Below are 18173 nucleotides of genomic sequence, written 5' to 3'. Positions count from 1 at the left end.
AAAATCACCCTTTCTACTGAGTGCCGGTGGTCGCATTTTTGCCACAGAGATCTCGTTTCAAAAAACATCTTTGAAAAACTTCAGAAACATACTTGCAACATCCCATCTGGTCCGACCTATACTCTCGCCACTGGTCTGATTTCTAAGTGTTACCGCAGACCCTACACTTCGCGCTCCTGTTACTCTATGTAACATATATTGCATAAAAATAACTCAATGAGGTTATGGTCATGAGCCAGAAAACCCTGTTCAAAAAGACTGCGCTGGCAGTCGCAGTGGCAATCGTATCAACCTCCGCCTGGTCAGCGGGCTTCCAGCTTAACGAATTTTCTTCCTCTGGCCTTGGCCGTGCATATTCTGGGGAAGGTGCGATTGCCGATGACGCAGGCAACGTGAGCCGTAACCCGGCGCTGATCACTATGTTTGATCGCCCGACCTTCTCAATGGGTGCCGTTTATATCGATCCCGATGTGAACGTTACCGGGAAATCCAATTTAACCGGACAGAGTGCTAACCAGGACAATATCGCGCCCGTGGCGTGGGTACCTAACATGCACTTTGTTATGCCAATCAACGATCAATTTGGCTGGGGCGCATCCGTCACATCCAACTATGGTCTGGCAACAGAGTTTAACGACAGCTACGCGGCCGGCATTTATGGCGGTAAGACTGACCTGCAGACCATCAACCTCAACCTGAGCGGCGCCTATCGTCTGGACAGCAACTGGAGCTTCGGTGTGGGCTTTGATGCGGTTTACGCGAAAGCCAAAATCGAGCGCTATGCGGGTTCACTCGGTCCACTGCTGGCAGGCCAGCTGCAGGGGATGGTGCCTCCATCCATGCTGGACGGTATTAACTCCCCTGACGACCAGATTGCATATCTTAAGGGTGACGAGTGGGGCTTCGGCTGGAACGCCGGTATCCTTTATGAACTGGATAAAAACAACCGTTGGGGTCTGACCTACCGTTCTGAAGTGAAAATCGACTTCGACGGCGACTATAAAAGCTCCATTGACCCGAACCTGAGCAACATCTTCGCCAGCATGGGCCTGACCGGTCTGCCAGCGGGCACCGGCGGCAGAACCCAGAGTGGCGCGCTGACGCTGAACCTGCCAGAAATGTGGGAAGTGTCTGGTTATAACCGCGTGGCACCGCAGTGGGCTGTCCACTACAGCCTGACCTACACCAGCTGGAGTCAGTTCCAGGAACTGAAAGCCACCGGCAACGACGGTCAGACGCTGTTCTATAAAGATGAAAGCTTCAAAGATGCTTATCGTATCGCGCTGGGTACGACCTACTACTACGATAAGAACTGGACCTTCCGTACCGGTATCGCGTTCGATGACAGCCCGGTTCCTGCGGACAAACGCTCCATTTCTATCCCGGATCAGGACCGTCTGTGGCTGAGCGCCGGTATGACTTATGCGTTTAACGACGATGCGTCTATCGATGTGGGTGCTTCTTATATGCACGGTCAGAACGTCAGCTTCACCGAGGGTGAAGGCCCTGCTGCGTACACCTTTAAATCTGAAGGTAAAGCCTGGCTGTTCGGTACCAACTTTAACTACGCGTTCTAATCGCGTCAGCATTAAAAAAGGTGAGCATTTGCTCACCTTTTTTAATTTATTCTTTATCTATCTCTGAAAGTTCATTCTCGATAGCTTTGGCATTTGGATTGTCTTCCGGTTTCAGCTTACCGCCGTTGGCAATAAAGTCGTGATTCTGGAAGTAGGCTTCACGCACCATAATGTACGGGTCGGAAGACTGTCGGAGCAGGCCGTCGGAATCCAGCAACTGAGCGCGTGTCTCAATCCCTTCCACGGTCCATTTACCAATGGACAGCGGCCAGGTCAGCCAAGAGAGCACCGGATAGAGGGTATCGACCATATCGCCACCGTCGTCACGAACGGTAAAGCTGCCGTAGAATGGCAGATGCATATACGGACCATAGCCCACGCCATAACTGCCCAGCGTGCTACCAAAACGGTGCGGCTGTTCACGCTGCAGCTTCGGATTGGCCATTCCCGCCACATCAATAAAGCCACCCATCCCTAACAAGCTGTTCAGGAAGAAACGAGTGAAGTGCACCATCCCCTGATACGGGTCGCCCTGCAGGAAGAAGTTCACCATCACAGCGGGTTCTTCCAGGTTACTGGTGAAATTGCTCAAACCATTACGAGCAGGTTGCGGAACGTAATCACGCCATGCCACAGCAACCGGGCGGACCAAATACGGGTCCAGCACGTTGTAGTTAAAGCTATACATGGATCGGTTGAATCCTTCTAAAGGATCGGAGCGCCCCGTTTGCTCTCCAGAGCTGGCACAGCCCACGAGCAACGTCGTGCCCAGCGCAAGCGCCGACAGCCGAAATTTCATATATTTCTCCCTGTTAGTATGGCTATCGTTGACTGCCATCCGCGACAGAGCGCCTGGCGCTCTATGAATAGTCGTGCAAGTGATTGTAACAGCACGTTTCGGGATGTCCACGCACACAGTGACAGGCAATCATCTGCCATCACTCTGATCTCAGCATAGCCTGCTTTATCATTTCTTTTCGTCGGCAATTTTATCCTGTGTCAGAAGGTGATGTATCGCCTTTATTGCCATTGCCGGAAAAATAAGAGCTTCCCCACGGGCATTATCCGGAAAACCGCTACGATTATGGTAATGACAACGAAGCGAGACACCCCAGATGGATGAACTAAACGCAGAAAAAATTGATAAACATACTGATGAGCTGGAAGTGGAAAGTGAAGAAAAACAGCGGGGTGGCAAAATCGAAGTCGATGAAGACCATCTCCCCTCACGGGCCATGGCTATCCACGAGCATATCCGTCAGGACGGTGAAAAAGAGCTTGAGCGCGATGCGATGGCACTGTTCTGGTCAGCGATCGCCGCCGGATTATCGATGGGTGCCTCCCTGCTGGCAAAGGGGATCTTTCACGTGCAGCTGGAGGGGGTTCCGGGTGGATTCCTGCTTGAAAACCTTGGTTACACCTTTGGTTTTGTCATCGTCATTATGGCGCGTCAGCAGCTGTTCACGGAAAACACCGTGACGGCGGTGCTGCCGGTGATGCAAAAACCGACGTGGGGAAATTTTGGCCTTCTGATGCGCCTGTGGGGCGTGGTCCTGCTGGGGAATATTATCGGTACCGGCGTGGCAGCCTGGGCGTTCGAATATATGCCGATATTTGATGAACCCACCCGGGACGCATTCATTAAAATCGGTATGGACGTGATGAAAAATACCCCGGCTGAGATGTTCGCTAACGCCATTATCTCAGGCTGGATCATTGCCACTATGGTCTGGATGTTCCCCTCTGCGGGTGCGGCCAAAATCGTGGTAATTATCTTGATGACATGGCTTATCGCGCTGGGCGACACCACCCACATTGTCGTTGGTACGGTGGAGGTGCTGTATCTGGTGTTTAACGGCACCCAGCACTGGAGTGATTTCTTCTGGCCGTTCGCGCTGCCGACACTGGCAGGAAATATCTGCGGCGGGACCTTTATTTTCGCCCTGTTGAGCCATGCGCAAATCCGCAACGACATGTCCAACAAGCGTAAGGCCGAGCTGAAGGAAAAGGAAAAAGCCCGACAAAACAAGGACGAGAATCCAAAAAAAATCGACTAAATGGCGACACTTTAAGCAGTCAGGCGGTATCGAGCTTAACGCCCTGTGTAAATGAGGCTATACTCGTGCCGCTTCGTCCCCTTAGTTAAATGGATATAACGAGCCCCTCCTAAGGGCTAGTTGCAGGTTCGATTCCTGCAGGGGACACTTTCCTGCCCAGATCAATGCACGCCCATGAAATATCCACCGCCACGGCTTTTCCCCCATGAGATACACTTAACTGAAACGATTCCTGATTCGGCCTTTTTCCAGTAAAAACAAGTCATAGAAAAGCGCGTATAAGGGTGCTAATCTACGCAGCCCGCCTTGTACCGGAAGTGGTCTGGCAGCGCCGTAAAGTTGGGTAAGGCCTGCAACGATAATCCAAAACTACGGTCTAAATCAGCACGTTGTAACGCAATGTTTGCGCTACCTTCTCTGGCTTCACATAGGTTCACTACTTTGTCTCAATGCAAATTCGAAAGTGCATTTTTACACCCACGTTACTGGCTCACATGGTTTGGCCTTGGCCTGCTTTGGGTGCTCGTTCAATTGCCCTACCCCGCTATACAAATTCTTGGCTCAAGTTTAGGCAGCGCTTCCCGTGTTTTTCTGAAGCGTCGGGAGTCTATTGCCCGCAGAAACCTTGAGCTTTGTTTTCCTGATTACAGTGTCGAACAGCGCGAGAAGCTGATCGCCGAAAACTTCAAATCCATCGGAATGGCGCTGCTGGAGACCGGTATGGCCTGGTTCTGGCCGGACGAGCGCGTGCGTAAATGGTTCGACGTTGAAGGGCTGGAAAACCTGAAACAGGTTCAGGCACAAAATCGTGGCGTCATGGTGATCGGCGTACATTTTATGTCGCTTGAACTGGGGGGCCGCGTGATGGGTCTTTGCCAGCCCATGATGGCGACCTATCGCCCGCATAACAATTTACTGATGGAATGGGTACAGACGCGCGGCCGTATGCGCTCGAACAAAGCGATGATCAGCCGCAACAACCTGCGTGGGCTGGTGAATGCCCTGAAGAAAGGGGAACCGGTATGGTTCGCGCCCGATCAGGATTATGGGCGTAAAGGCAGCAGTTTCGCCCCGTTCTTCGCGGTGAAAGATGTCGCCACCACGAACGGGACATTCGTTATCTCGCGTCTTTCTGGTGCGCCGATGCTGACGGTGACCATGGTCAGAAAAGCCGATAAGTCTGGCTATCGTCTTTTTATCTCACCTGAGCTGCATAATTACCCACAGGATGAGCGCGAAGCCGCGACGTACATTAATAAAGTGATCGAAAGCGAAATCATGCGCGCGCCGGAGCAGTATCTGTGGGTGCATCGCCGGTTTAAGACCCGCCCTGTCGGCGAAACCTCGCTCTATATCTAGTCTCTTTATCAGGTTAGTTTCCCTAAGAAACTAACCTTTTCAGTCACCTGTAATCACCTGCCGTTACTTTCCATTCTCGCCTTCGCTCAACCTGTTTTATTACGCTGCGAAATTATACTGTCGCCGTTCCACGACACTCGTAAGTTACGGAAATGATACAAAAAAATGCCTCTTGTCACCCCCCATATTTAGGCGTACATTAGCGCCGTCTGGCAATAGGAACGCACAGAATTCTGGGCTGATGTCATCGACGTAGCGGGATAATTCTTATTTCCGGTCTGGTCTGATTTCAGCTCTCTATACTCAGTTGGACTCTGTTTTTTTATGGCGTATCTATTGATGCGCGGAGCGATGAACGTGAAATATTTCTTTATGGGCATTTCGGTGATTGTTTTAGTGTGGGCCGGAACCTTTGCCCTGATGATCTGAGCGAAGAAAATACAGTTAAAAAAACAGGAGCCATTGGCTCCTGTTTTTTTATGCAAAATCCGCCTAGTCAGATTCAGTCGAACTCTTCTTTTCCACCGGCAATAACCCGTCGGCGCGGAACATGCTTTTAATGCCTCTCACCGCCTGACGAATACGGTCGCTGTTTTCGATAAGAGCGAAGCGAACATGGGTATCGCCATAGTCACCGAAACCAATGCCCGGCGAGACGCAGACTTTGGCATCCTGCAGCATCTTTTTCGCAAACTCCAGCGACCCCATTGCTGCATAGTGCTCGGGGATTTTGGCCCAGACGTACATAGAGGCTTTCGGCACCTCGACCATCCAGCCCGCTTCGTGCAGGCCTTTCACCAGCACATCGCGGCGGCGTTTGTACTGTGCGGCGATGTCATGCACGCACTGCTGATCGCCTTCCAGGGCAGCAATCGCCGCGACCTGCAACGGCGTAAAGGTGCCGTAGTCGTGATAGCTCTTGATTCGCGCCAGCGCGTTGACCAGCGTTTTATTGCCGACCATAAAGCCGATACGCCAACCTGCCATGTTGTAGCTTTTTGACAGGGTGAAGAACTCCACGGCCACGTCGCGCGCACCTGGCACCTGCATTATGGAAGGCGCTTTCCAGCCGTCAAAAACGATATCAGCGTACGCCAGATCGTGCACCACCAGCACATCATAGCGCTTCGCCAGCGCGACCACTTTCTCGAAGAACTCCAGCTCGACGCACTGCGCCGTTGGGTTCGACGGGAATCCAAGGATCATCATTTTCGGTTTCGGGTAGCTCTCACGAATCGCGCGTTCCAGTTCGTTGAAAAAGTCGACGCCCTCCACCAGCGGCACGGAGCGAACCTGCGCCCCGGCGATCACCGCACCATAGATGTGGATTGGATAGCTCGGATTGGGCACCAGCACCGTATCACCGTGATCGAGCGTCGCCAGCATCAGGTGCGCCAGCCCCTCTTTCGAACCAATGGTAACGATGGCTTCGCTTTCAGGATCGATATCCACATGATAGCGATCCTGATACCAGCGGGAGATTGCCCGACGCAAACGCGGAATCCCGCGAGAGGTGGAATAGCCGTGTGTATCCGGGCGCTGCGCCACGGTGCACAGTTTTTCAACGATGTGCGGCGGCGTTGGCCCGTCAGGATTACCCATGCTGAAATCGATAATGTCTTCGCCGCGCCGACGCGCAGCCATTTTCAGTTCAGCAGTGATATTAAAAACATAAGGGGGGAGACGATCGATACGCGTAAAACGGCGTTCAGGACTGAATTCAGCCATAGATTCCTCAGATTCACGTTAGCGCCCGGACCGTCCGAGCGACGCTGCCACGAATGTGGCGTGCTTAGAAAATAGCCTGATTCAAATCCGGCTGTCGAGAGGGGAGTGAAAAAATAATGAGTCCCTTAAAACAGGAAGGGTGTTTCGGCTAAAAGCGGAAGTCGATTCAACAAAACCGTGTTGGCGATACCATTTTTTAACTCAATGATATCAATGGAGTTACAAACAGCCTGCCGCTGATGGCTAACCCGCGACGTATCCAGGCAAAAAAGTGCAATCCCCTTTGAAATGGAGGGCTTTTCCTCATTTGAGAAATCAGAGGGATGTCTGGTCATTGTGCGCAAGGTTTCCTATCATAGATTTTTCCCGTTTTCCCAGGTTCACTCGTGCACGAAATATTCAATATGCTGCTGGCGGTCTTCGATCGCGCGGCATTAATGCTGATTTGTCTCTTCTTCCTGATCCGCATCCGGCTCTTTCGCGAGCTTCTGCACAAATCCGCCCACTCACCGAAAGAGCTGCTGGCCGTCACGGCGATCTTCTCTTTGTTTGCCCTGTTCAGCACCTGGTCCGGCGTACGGGTGGAAGGTTCGCTGGTTAACGTGCGCATTATCGCCGTCATGTCGGGCGGCATTCTGTTTGGCCCGTGGGTGGGAATTATCACCGGCATTATTGCCGGTACGCACCGCTATCTGATTGATATCGGCGGCGTCACGGCGATCCCCTGCTTTATCACCAGCATTATCGCAGGTGCTTTGTCCGGCTGGATCAACCGTAAAATCCCGAAAAAACAGCACTGGCGAGCGGGGATCGCCGCCGGGATGCTGTGCGAAACCCTCACTATGATCCTCGTGGTGGCCTGGGCGCCCACGGTTGAGCTGGGGCTGGATATCGTCTCCAAAATCGGCATTCCGATGATTCTTGGCAGCGTCTGCATTGGCTTTATCGTATTGCTGGTGCAGAGCGTCGAGGGGGAAAAAGAGGCCAGCGCCGCACGTCAGGCAAAGCTGGCGCTCGATATTGCCAATAAAACGCTGCCGCTGTTCCGCCATGTCAACGCGGAGTCGCTGCGTCAGGTCTGCGATATTATTCGCCGCGATATCCACGCTGATGCGGTCGCCATCACCAATATCGATCACGTTCTGGCCTATGTCGGCGTGGGGGAAGATAACTACCGCGATAATGACGATACCATCAGCCCGACCACGCGCCAGGCGCTCAATAACGGTAAAATCATTATTAAAAACAATGATGAGGCACATCGAACACCTGAAATTCACTCCATGCTGGTCATTCCACTGTGGGAGAAAGGCGTGGTGACCGGCACGCTGAAAATTTATTACTGCCACGCGCACCAGATCACCTCTTCCTTACAGGAGATGGCGATTGGCCTGTCGCAGATTATCTCCACTCAACTGGAGGTGTCGCGCGCTGAGCAGCTGCGGGAAATGGCAAATAAGGCAGAACTGCGCGCGCTGCAAAGTAAGATCAATCCCCATTTTCTGTTTAACGCCCTGAACGCCATCTCTTCGTCGATTCGCATGAATCCGGACACCGCCCGTCAGTTGATTTTCAATTTGTCGCGCTATCTGCGCTACAACATCGAGCTGAAAGACGATGAGCAGATCGACATCAAAAAAGAGCTGTACCAGATTAAAGATTACATCGCGATTGAGCAGGCGCGCTTTGGCGATAAGCTCACGGTTATTTACGATATCGATGAAGAGGTGCACTGCGTGATCCCAAGCCTGCTGATCCAGCCGCTGGTGGAGAACGCCATAGTTCACGGTATCCAGCCGTGTAAAGGCAAAGGTGTGGTGACCATTAGTGTGGAAGAGTGCGGGAATCGCGTGCGGGTGGCGGTGCGGGACACCGGTCACGGCATCGATCCCAACGTGATTGCACGCGTGGAATCGAACGAAATGCCAGGCAATAAAATTGGTCTGCTGAATGTGCATCACCGCGTAAAATTACTGTACGGCGAAGGGCTGCATATCCGTCGCCTGGAGCCTGGCACGGAAATCGCTTTTTACGTCCCTAATGAACGGCTTCCCGTTCATACCCAGACGCTGTTGTTGCCTTAAACGGAGTGACCGATGAAAGTCATCATTGTGGAAGATGAGATCCTCGCCCAACAGGAATTAAGCTGGCTGATCAAAGAACACAGCCAGATGGAGATCGTGGGCACCTTTGAGGATGGCCTGGACGTGCTGAAGTTTTTGCAGCATAACCGCGTTGACGCCATTTTTCTGGACATCAATATCCCGTCGCTGGACGGCGTGCTGCTGGCGCAAAATATCAATCAGTTCGCCCACAAGCCGTTTATTGTGTTTGTCACCGCGTGGAAAGAGCATGCCGTTGAGGCCTTTGAGCTGGAAGCGTTCGACTACATTCTGAAACCCTATCAGGAGTCGCGCATTGTCAGCATGCTGCAAAAACTGGAGCTGGCCTGGCAGCAGCAAAACAGCCCGGCTGTCAGCCCTACGCCCGCCGCCACGCGCGAAAATGACACCCTGAATCTGATCAAGGATGAGCGGATTATCGTCACGCCGATGGATGATATTTATTACGCGGAAGCGCATGAAAAGATGACGTTCGTTTATACCCGCCGGGATTCATTTGTCATGCCGATGAATATCACCGAGTTTTGCGCCAAACTCCCCGCCTCGCACTTTTTCCGCTGCCACCGTTCGTTCTGCGTCAATCTCAATAAGATCCGCGAAATCGAACCCTGGTTTAACAATACCTATATTTTACGGCTGAAGGATCTGGATTTTCAGGTGCCGGTGAGTCGCAGCAAGGTGAAAGAGTTCAGGCAATTAATGCATTTTTGACGCCCTCTCCAGAAAGAAGAGGGCGGCGAGAGGTAATCAGAGATACTGCCCCAGCGTTTGACGCAGATGCGCGCCGGAACCCAGCAGGCCTGGGTTGTCATGCACGATCAGGAAAACGGGGATATCCTGCACGTAAGACTTGAAACGCCCTTTGTCTTCAAAACCGCCGCGGAAACCAGACGCTTTAAAGAACTCGAGGAAGCGCGGCACTATTCCACCGGCGATATAGACACCGCCAAAGGTGCCGAGATTCAGCGCCAGGTTGCCGCCAAAGCGCCCCATGATCACGCAGAACAGCGACAGCGCACGACGACAGTCGGTGCAGCTATCGGCCAGCGCGCGCTCGGTGACATCTTTCGGCTGCAGGTTTTCAGGCAAACGCCCATCGGATTTCACAATCGCACGATAAAGATAAACCAGCCCAGGACCGGAGAGCACACGTTCGGCGGAGACGTGCCCCAGCTCGGCGCGCAGCTCCTGCAGAATAATGCCCTCTTCTTCGCTGTTTGGCGCAAAGTCAACGTGACCGCCCTCGCCCGGCAGGCTCACCCAGCGTTTATCGACGTGAACCAGGTGCGAAACGCCCAGCCCGGTACCCGCACCGTAAACGGCAATCGGCTTACCTTCGACCGGCTCGGCCCCGCCGAACTGAATCAGATGTTCAGGCTTGAGCATCGGGATCGCCATGGAAACGGCCGTAAAATCGTTAATAATTTCCAGATGAGCGAAACCGAGATTCTTTTTCATCTCGGCAATGGAAAAGGCCCAGGTGTGGTTGGTCATCGCCACCCAGTCACCGGTAATCGGGCAGGCAATGGCGATACAGCCATCCTCGACGCTGACCTGACGCTCATCCAGATAGACGCGAACTACCGCTTCGAGGCTTGGATAATCCAGCCCTGAATAGGCCTTTGCCTGAGAGATTTCACCGGTATTAATATCGCATAGCGCCAGCCGGGCATTGGTGCCGCCCACATCGCCTACTAAAGCATATTTTGTCATTCTTCTACTGCTCCGCTAAAGTCAGAATAAATCTTTGGAACACTGTAAGTTCAAGGCGTGATAACAACAACGGCCTGAAGGCGAGTGGCCCAGGATTATCGATCTTCGTCACAGAATAACTTTACCGTTTCAGCACCTTTTGCACTATTGCCGTCAACCTGATTGTGCAAAGTCATGCTAATTATTTTTGTACAAGGAAATCATCATGCTCCATCCGCGCGCCAGAACCATGCTGCTGTTAGCAATACCTGCGCTGATTATTGGTATTGCGTCGAGTCTGGTGTTAATCGTGGTGATGAAAATCGCCTCGGTGCTGCAGACGTTATTGTGGTCTACGCTTCCGGGGCAGCTGGGTGTTGATGTGAGTTCTCCGGCGTGGATCATCCTGATGTTAACCCTGACTGGGCTGGCAGTCGGTCTGGTGATTCGCTTTAGTCCAGGACATGCCGGTCCCGATCCGGCGCTGGAGCCGCTGATTGGTGCACCGGTCAATCCGATGGCGCTGCCGGGCCTGATTCTTGCGCTGGTGATTGGCCTAGCGGGCGGCGTGAGCCTCGGGCCGGAACATCCCATTATGGCGGTGAATATCGCCCTTGCGGTGTACCTCGGCGCACGCATCCTGCCGCGCGTCGGCGCGCTGGACTGGACCATAATGGCGTCAGCGGGAACCATTGGTGCATTGTTTGGCACCCCCGTCGCCGCCGCGCTGATTTTTTCTCAAACCCTGAGTTCTGATAACGACGTGCCGCTGTGGGATCGCCTTTTCGCTCCACTGATGGCCGCCGCCGCCGGGGCACTGACCACCAGCCTGTTCTTCCAGCCTCACTTTTCGCTACCCATCCCCCACTACGGACACATGCAGCTGGCCGATATTTTCAGCGGCGCGATTGTTGCCGCCATCGCCATCGCGCTGGGTATGGTCGCCGTCTGGTGCCTGCCGCGTCTGCACCTGCTGGTGCACAAGCTGAAACACCCGGTGCTGATTCTGGGCGTGGGCGGTTTTTTGCTGGGCATTCTGGGGGCAATTGGCGGGCCTATTACCCTGTTTAAGGGGCTGGACGAGATGCAGCAGATGGCGTTCAGCCAGGTGTTTAGCGTGTCAGACTATTTCCTGTTTGCCGTAGTGAAGCTGGCTGCGGTGGTCGTGGCCGCCGCGTGCGGCTTTCGCGGCGGGAGAATTTTCCCGGCGGTGTTTATCGCCGTGGCATTGGGGCTGATGCTGCATGAGCACGTCGATGCGGTTCCGGCGGCAATTACCGTTTCCTGCTCGATTCTGGGGTTTGTACTGGTCGTCACGCGCGATGCGTGGCTAAGCCTGTTTATGGCGGTGGTCGTGGTGCCGGATACCAATCTGCTGCCGTTGCTTTGCATTGTGATGTTGCCCGCCTGGCTCCTGCTGGCGGGCAAACCGATGCTGATGGCCTGGCGGCCCAAGAAATAGTCAGGCGTTATTTCGCGCCTCCAGTGCCTGAGTGATGGCGCTCAACAGCGGAGGGATATCCTCTTTGGGCAGCATCACTTCGATCAGCGACAATTTTTCGCTATGCGCGACCTTCTCAAGGATCTCCGCCAGCTGGACCGTTTCGCTCACCCGCCAGCACTCAGCCTGACCATTCTGGCTCAGGGCTTGCGGGAGCTGCGTCCAGTTCCACAGCGCGATATCGTTATAGGGCTGTTTCGGCCCGTGGATCGCCCGCTCAACGGTGTAGCCTTCGTTATTGAGCACCAGAATTACTGGATGCTGATTATCGCGCAGCATCGAACCCATCTCCTGAATGGTCAGCTGCGCCGCGCCGTCGCCGGTCAGGACGATCACCCGCCGGTCCGGACACGCCGTTTGCGCGCCGAAAGCAGCCGCCAACGTGTAACCAATCGACCCCCACAGCGGCTGAACGATAAAGTTTACATCTGTAGGCAGGCGCAGCGCAGCCGCACCAAACGCGGAGGTGCCCTGGTCGGCGAGAATAATGTCGCCGGGGCGAATGAAGGTTTGCAGCGTGTGCCAGAAATTATCCTGCGTGAGCGTGCCCTCATGATAGTGATGTTCGAGCGGCGCCTGGCGAGACGGCGCGGCGTGATCTTTGACGTGCTGTTTACACAGCGCGGATAAGATCTCGACCGCTTTGCTCATCGGAATCCCGGTGAACCATCTCTCGCCCACGCGGGCGGCGTGCGGCTGAACTTCGATAGTGCGGGCCGCAGGAAGATTGTGGGTAAATCCGGCTGTCAGCGTATCGGTGAAACGCGTGCCGACGCAGATGACAGTCTCGGCCTCTTCAATCGCCTCTCTCACCCCCTCCGCGCTCGCCGAGCCGCTGTAGGTGCCGTAAAAACCGGGCTGACGTTCGTCAAAGATCCCTTTGCCCATCAGCATGGTGGCGTGGGCCATCGGGGTGTCATTCACCCATTTCTGCAGCGGCGCTTTCAGGCCGTAACGCAGTACCAGGAAATCGGCTAACAATGCGGTACGTTTGCTGCCAGCGATGCGTGCTTCCGCTGCATCGCGGAAGGCTTTAAGACAGGCGCTGTCGGGGTGAGAGGTGCGCTCAGTGAGAGCGTTTACAGGCGGTGTGGCCGGTTTTTTTGCCACGTCAGCAGGCAACATCAGGTACCCCGGACGACGCTCCCGCAGCATGATCGATAATACGCGATCGATTTCATAGCAGGCGTTTTGCTCCGTGAGAATGGCCTGCGCCACAGTCACCGGCTCACTCATCCGATAGAAATGACGGAACTCTCCGTCGCCCAGCGTGTGGTGGAGCAGTTCGCCTTTTTGCTGGGCGGCACTCCCCGGCGCGCCCACGATATGCAGTACCGGCACATACTCCGCAAAGCTGCCGGCAACGCCATTCATGGCGCTTAACTCCCCCACGCCAAAGGTGGTGAGCAATGCGGAAAAGCCCTTACAGCGAGCATAGCCATCGGCGGCATAGGCGGCGTTTAATTCGTTGGCACAGCCCACCCAGCGGATGTCGGGGCTGTCGATAACATGGTCGAGAAACTGCAAATTGTAGTCGCCTGGCACGCCGAACAGATGTTCAGCGCCGCAGTGTTTTAGTCGTTCCAGCAGGTAATCGGCGACGCAATAGGGGGTTCGCATAACAGGTGTCCTTCTGACGTTGACCTCACTTTGAGTATTAAAGAAGCGTGATGACTGTCCAGGAATGGCAGTAAGAAGGCACTGGAAAGAATGTTTTACGGAAAATGGCGGTGTAATCTGATTTACTGCGCGTGAGTGTAAACGTATACACTGATGGATTATTTCCGGTAAGAGGGTCTGAGCATGGTTTTTGATGCGGATAAAATGCGTTATCAGTCAATGCAGTATCGTCGTTGCGGCCAGAGCGGTCTGAAGCTGCCCGCCATTTCACTCGGCTTATGGCATAACTTTGGCGATACCACCTTAATTGACACCAGTCGTCAACTTTTACAGCGGGCCTTTGAGCTTGGCATCACCCACTTCGATCTGGCTAATAACTATGGCCCACCTCCCGGCTCCGCAGAATCAAACTTTGGTCGCATTTTTCGGGAGGATTTTCAGCCTTACCGCGACGAATTAATTATCTCGACGAAAGCGGGATACACCATGTGGGATGGTCCCTACGGTGACTGGGGCTCGCGTAAATACCTGATTGCCAGCCTCGATCAGAGCCTGAAACGTATGGGGCTGGAATACGTGGATATTTTCTATCACCACCGTCCGGACCCGGAAACACCGCTGCGAGAGACGATGAAAGCCCTCGACCACGTCGTGCGACAGGGAAAAGCGCTGTACGTCGGCTTGTCAAATTATCCGGCAGAACTGGCGCGACAGGCGATTGAGATCCTGGACGATCTCGGCACGCCGTGCCTGATCCACCAGCCTAAATACTCGATGTTTGAGCGTGCGCCTGAACAAGGGCTGCTGTCCGTACTGCAGGAAAAAGGGGTCGGCTGTATTCCGTTCTCTCCGCTGGCCGGGGGCAACTGACGGACCGTTATCTGAATGGGATTCCAGCGGATTCACGCGCCGCCAGCGGCAGCCGGTTCCTGAACCCGGATCAGATCACCGAAGAGAAAATCAGCCAGGTTCGCGAGTTGAACGCGCTGGCCGAAAGCCGGGGCCAAAAACTCTCGCAGATGGCGCTCGCCTGGGTGCTACGCCATGACGCAGTTACCACGGTACTGATTGGCGCCAGCAAAACGGCGCAAATCGAAGATGCGGTCGGCACACTGAAAAATCTCCACTTTACCGCTGACGAGCTGAATACGATTGACGTGATCCTGAGCCGGTCAAAATAAAACCGTTTTTAGCAAAAAGTGCTCCCCTCCATGAATTAGGAGTTGAGGCGATTAAACGGGGCTTTACGGCCCCGTAATATTGCGTTAACAGGCCGTCTACGGCCCCGATCGTGAAGGAGAAGAGAATGTTCAGGTCACTGATTCTTGCAGCTGTATTAATGGCTTCAGCACCGCTGGTCGCTAATGCGGGCGAAATCACCCTGTTGCCATCAGTAAAATTACAAATTGGCGATCGTGACAATTATGGTAACTACTGGGACGGCGGTGGCTGGCGCGACCGTGATTACTGGCACCGCAACTATGAATGGCGAAAAGACCGCTGGTGGAGGCACGATAATGGCCGTCACCGTGGCTGGGACAACCGCAAAGCCTATGAACGCGGCTACCGCGAAGGCTGGAGCGACCGGGACGATCGTCGTGGCCGACCGGGTCATGGACGCGGCCACGGACACGGTGGTCACCATCACTAAGTACACATCACTCAATACAAAAAGGAGCCAACTGGCTCCTTTTTTCATTCTGATAAATTACAGGCCCAGCGCGGTCCCAATCAGCAGCCACAGGTTCAGGGCCACCACCAGCACCACGATAACCCAGCCGATACGTTTGACCAGCCGGGTATTCACCAGATCGCCCATTAACGTCTGATTACTGGTAAAGATCAGCAGCGGCACCAGCGCCAGCGCGATACCGAAGCTCAGCAGCACCTGGCTCATCACCAGAATGCGCGTCGGGTCCAGTCCCATCAGGATCACAATAAACGACGGCATCATCGTCACGGAACGGCGCACCCACAGGGGAATATGAAAACGCACAAACCCCTGCATGACCACCTGCCCTGCCAGCGTCCCGACCACCGTTGACGAGAGGCCCGCTGCAACCAGGCTCAGACCAAAAATAGTCGCCGCCGCGTGGCTGAGAAGCGGTTCGAGCGTCAGATAAGCCTGGTCGAGATCGGCGATACCGGTGTGGCCGCTGAAATGGAAAGCCGCCGCTGCCGTCGCCATCATCGCCAGATTCACAAACCCGGCGATGGTCATCGCGATACCAACATCCCACTTGGTTGCCGAATAACGCTCCCGGCGTGAGCCCTCGTGGGCGTGCTGCGTCAGCGAGGAGTGCAGATAAATCACGTGCGGCATAATGGTCGCACCCAGTACGCCCGCCGCGAGGAAGACCGCTTCTGACGTCGGCAGAGTAGGAATAATCATGCCTTTACCCAGCTGCGCCAGATTTGGCTGGGAGAAGATCAGCTCGACAATATAGGCCGCGGCGACAAACAGCAGCAAGCCGCCAATCACCAGCTCAAGCGGTTTTTGACCACGGCGCTGAAGCATTAAAATCAGGAAAGTGGCGATCCCGGTGAGCACCGCCCCCTGGAGTAGCGACACGCCCAATATCAGTTTAAAGCCGATGGCCGCGCCGATAAATTCCGCCAGATCGGTGGCCATGGCGATAATTTCGGCCTGCACCCAGTAAAACCACACCACCGGACGCGGATAGTGATCGCGGATCTGTTCAGCGAGGTTTTTCCCCGTCGCGATCCCCAGTTTTGCGGAGAGCACCTGAATGAGCATCGCCATCAGGTTTGCCCAGACCACCACCCACAGCAATTTGTAGCCAAAGCTCGCCCCGGCCTGAATGTTGGTCGCAAAATTACCTGGATCGATATAGCCAATGGCAGCGATGAACGCAGGTCCCATTAACGCAAACCTCAGCTTGCGCGCTGCTCTGCCACTGCTACCCTCTACGCGACTGTTTGTCATTTCTGCCTCTGGAAATATAGCCTTTGCTATGTTTCATGCTATCAAAATGAGAATGATTATCAAGATCATTTAGAAGGTTTACAGTGATTTCTCTGATAGCTCTGAACGATAGGTGGGGCGGATGCAATGAAACGATCTCACAGAGCGTGAAATCGCGCAGTCATTTGTGAAGCGTAGCACACAAACGTAACTTTTCACTCATTTACATAACATAACGGAAATGTATGGTTGATCACTATTTTTGAGACTCGTCACAGGATGTAACTATAGTGTGGTCTTGATCTCGTTTTCTTTGTGCTTGTTACATAGAATGTGCACGGAAATTAAACCTGCCTCATATTTGGAGCAAATATGGACCGCGTCCTTCATTTTGTCCTGGCACTTGTTGTCGTTACTGCACTTGCATTGCTGGTCAGCACAGACCGCAAAAACATTCGTATTCGTTATGTTGTACAGCTGCTCGTCATTGAAGTTTTACTTGCGTGGTTCTTCCTGAACTCCAACGTAGGCCTGGGCTTCGTGAAAGGCTTCTCCGAGATGTTCGAAAAACTGCTCGGATTTGCTAACGAAGGGACGAACTTTGTCTTCGGCAGCATGAACGATCAAGGCCTGGCGTTCTTCTTCCTGAAAGTGCTTTGCCCAATCGTCTTTATCTCTGCGCTGATCGGTATCCTGCAGCACATCCGCGTTCTGCCGGTTGTGATTCGCGCGATCGGTTTCCTGTTATCCAAAGTCAACGGCATGGGTAAACTGGAATCTTTCAACGCAGTCAGCTCCCTGATTCTGGGTCAGTCCGAGAACTTTATCGCGTATAAAGATATCCTCGGCAAAATGTCCCGCAACCGCATGTACACCATGGCGGCTACCGCAATGTCTACTGTATCCATGTCTATCGTGGGCGCATACATGACAATGCTGGAACCAAAATACGTGGTGGCTGCGCTGGTTCTGAACATGTTCAGCACCTTTATCGTGCTGTCACTGATCAACCCGTACCGCGTTGACGCCAGCGAAGAAAATATCCAGATGTCTAACCTGCACGAAGGCCAGAGCTTCTTCGAAATGCTGGGCGAATACATTCTGGCAGGCTTCAAAGTGGCGATTATCGTGGCCGCGATGCTGATCGGCTTCATCGCCCTTATCGCTGCACTGAACGCCCTGTTCGCCGCTGTGCTGGGTATCTCCTTCCAGGGCATTCTGGGCTACATCTTCTACCCTGTTGCATGGGTGATGGGTGTTCCGGCTCACGAAGCGCTGCAGGTGGGCAGTATCATGGCCACCAAACTGGTTTCCAACGAATTCGTTGCCATGATGGATCTGCAGAAAATTGCCAGCACGCTCTCTCCGCGCGCGGAAGGCATTCTGTCTGTGTTCCTGGTTTCCTTCGCTAACTTCTCATCCATCGGCATCATCGCTGGTGCGATTAAAGGTCTGAACGAAGAGCAAGGTAACGTGGTTTCACGCTTCGGCCTGAAACTGGTTTACGGTTCAACGCTGGTGAGCGTACTGTCTGCGTCTATCGCTGCACTGGTACTGTAATCAGCATTAAAAAAGCCGGGGGTTTGTGCC

At 53.8% G+C, this 18173-nt stretch carries 14 protein-coding genes, 1 tRNA gene and 1 pseudogene; 11 read left to right on the top strand and 5 right to left on the bottom strand.

Features of this window, described 5'->3' with window-relative positions; genetic code table 11:
* Nucleotides 1-230: 230 nt before the first annotated feature.
* Nucleotides 231-1577 (top strand): long-chain fatty acid transporter FadL, encoded by a 1347-nt coding sequence (gene fadL / locus DAI21_RS11650; RefSeq protein ID WP_100779403.1) that lies wholly within the window; start codon nt 231-233, stop codon nt 1575-1577.
* A gap of 46 nt (nt 1578-1623) precedes the next feature.
* On the opposite strand, the gene mlaA is transcribed toward fadL, so the two are convergent.
* On the bottom strand, nt 1624-2376 hold the full coding sequence (gene mlaA, locus DAI21_RS11645) for a phospholipid-binding lipoprotein MlaA (protein WP_100779402.1): 753 nt from the start codon (nt 2374-2376) through the stop codon (nt 1624-1626).
* Between the two features lie 316 nt (nt 2377-2692).
* On the opposite strand from mlaA, the gene DAI21_RS11640 reads away from it, so the two are divergent.
* From DAI21_RS11640 to ypdK, 4 genes are all read left to right on the top strand, one after another.
* On the top strand, nt 2693-3634 hold the full coding sequence (locus DAI21_RS11640) for a formate/nitrite transporter family protein (RefSeq protein ID WP_100779401.1): 942 nt from the start codon (nt 2693-2695) through the stop codon (nt 3632-3634).
* Nucleotides 3635-3709: 75 nt separating this feature from the next.
* Nucleotides 3710-3781, top strand: a tRNA-Arg gene (locus tag DAI21_RS11635).
* 252 nt (nt 3782-4033) lie between these two features.
* A complete protein-coding gene (gene lpxP / locus DAI21_RS11630; RefSeq protein WP_107703167.1) occupies nt 4034-4993 on the top strand; it encodes a kdo(2)-lipid IV(A) palmitoleoyltransferase in 960 nt (319 codons plus the stop codon).
* A 357-nt stretch (nt 4994-5350) separates the two neighbouring features.
* The gene (ypdK, locus tag DAI21_RS11625) at nt 5351-5422 is read left to right on the top strand and encodes a membrane protein YpdK (protein WP_099458937.1); all 72 of its coding nucleotides are present in this window, start codon (nt 5351-5353) and stop codon (nt 5420-5422) included.
* Nucleotides 5423-5485: 63 nt separating this feature from the next.
* Here the strand turns inward: ypdK and alaC are convergent, their stop codons facing one another.
* Nucleotides 5486-6721, bottom strand: coding sequence for an alanine transaminase (alaC, locus tag DAI21_RS11620; protein ID WP_100779399.1), 1236 nt, complete (start codon nt 6719-6721; stop codon nt 5486-5488).
* A gap of 386 nt (nt 6722-7107) precedes the next feature.
* On the opposite strand from alaC, the gene DAI21_RS11615 reads away from it, so the two are divergent.
* The gene (locus tag DAI21_RS11615) at nt 7108-8805 is read left to right on the top strand and encodes a sensor histidine kinase (protein ID WP_102104932.1); all 1698 of its coding nucleotides are present in this window, start codon (nt 7108-7110) and stop codon (nt 8803-8805) included.
* A gap of 12 nt (nt 8806-8817) precedes the next feature.
* Nucleotides 8818-9555: a LytTR family DNA-binding domain-containing protein gene (locus DAI21_RS11610; protein ID WP_107703166.1), complete on the top strand. Its 738-nt coding sequence runs from the start codon at nt 8818-8820 to the stop codon at nt 9553-9555.
* Between the two features lie 36 nt (nt 9556-9591).
* Here the strand turns inward: DAI21_RS11610 and glk are convergent, their stop codons facing one another.
* Nucleotides 9592-10557: a glucokinase gene (glk, locus tag DAI21_RS11605; RefSeq protein ID WP_100779396.1), complete on the bottom strand. Its 966-nt coding sequence runs from the start codon at nt 10555-10557 to the stop codon at nt 9592-9594.
* A 205-nt stretch (nt 10558-10762) separates the two neighbouring features.
* Between glk and DAI21_RS11600 the strand changes: the two genes are divergently transcribed.
* Nucleotides 10763-11998 carry an ion channel protein gene (locus DAI21_RS11600; RefSeq protein WP_107703165.1) on the top strand — a complete coding sequence of 412 codons (1236 nt, stop codon included), beginning with the start codon at nt 10763-10765 and terminating at the stop codon, nt 11996-11998.
* On the opposite strand, the gene ipdC is transcribed toward DAI21_RS11600, so the two are convergent.
* A complete protein-coding gene (ipdC, locus tag DAI21_RS11595) occupies nt 11999-13657 on the bottom strand; it encodes an indolepyruvate decarboxylase (RefSeq protein ID WP_107703164.1) in 1659 nt (552 codons plus the stop codon). It abuts the gene before it with no gap.
* 183 nt (nt 13658-13840) lie between these two features.
* Here ipdC and mgrA point away from each other — a divergent pair.
* Both mgrA and ypeC read left to right on the top strand, forming a co-directional pair.
* A pseudogene (gene mgrA / locus DAI21_RS11590) lies at nt 13841-14838 on the top strand (L-glyceraldehyde 3-phosphate reductase).
* A gap of 125 nt (nt 14839-14963) precedes the next feature.
* The gene (gene ypeC, locus DAI21_RS11580; RefSeq protein WP_100779391.1) at nt 14964-15308 is read left to right on the top strand and encodes a DUF2502 domain-containing protein YpeC; all 345 of its coding nucleotides are present in this window, start codon (nt 14964-14966) and stop codon (nt 15306-15308) included.
* Between the two features lie 57 nt (nt 15309-15365).
* On the opposite strand, the gene DAI21_RS11575 is transcribed toward ypeC, so the two are convergent.
* Nucleotides 15366-16604: an Nramp family divalent metal transporter gene (locus DAI21_RS11575; protein ID WP_100779390.1), complete on the bottom strand. Its 1239-nt coding sequence runs from the start codon at nt 16602-16604 to the stop codon at nt 15366-15368.
* 351 nt (nt 16605-16955) lie between these two features.
* Between DAI21_RS11575 and nupC the strand changes: the two genes are divergently transcribed.
* The gene (gene nupC / locus DAI21_RS11570; protein WP_100779389.1) at nt 16956-18143 is read left to right on the top strand and encodes a nucleoside permease NupC; all 1188 of its coding nucleotides are present in this window, start codon (nt 16956-16958) and stop codon (nt 18141-18143) included.
* Nucleotides 18144-18173 lie beyond the last annotated feature (30 nt).

The organism is Lelliottia sp. WB101 (assembly GCF_003051885.1).
Taxonomy (GTDB): domain Bacteria; phylum Pseudomonadota; class Gammaproteobacteria; order Enterobacterales; family Enterobacteriaceae; genus Enterobacter; species Enterobacter nimipressuralis.
Note: the sequence above shows the minus strand (reverse complement) of the source record. Positions and strands in the feature narration are given on the sequence as shown.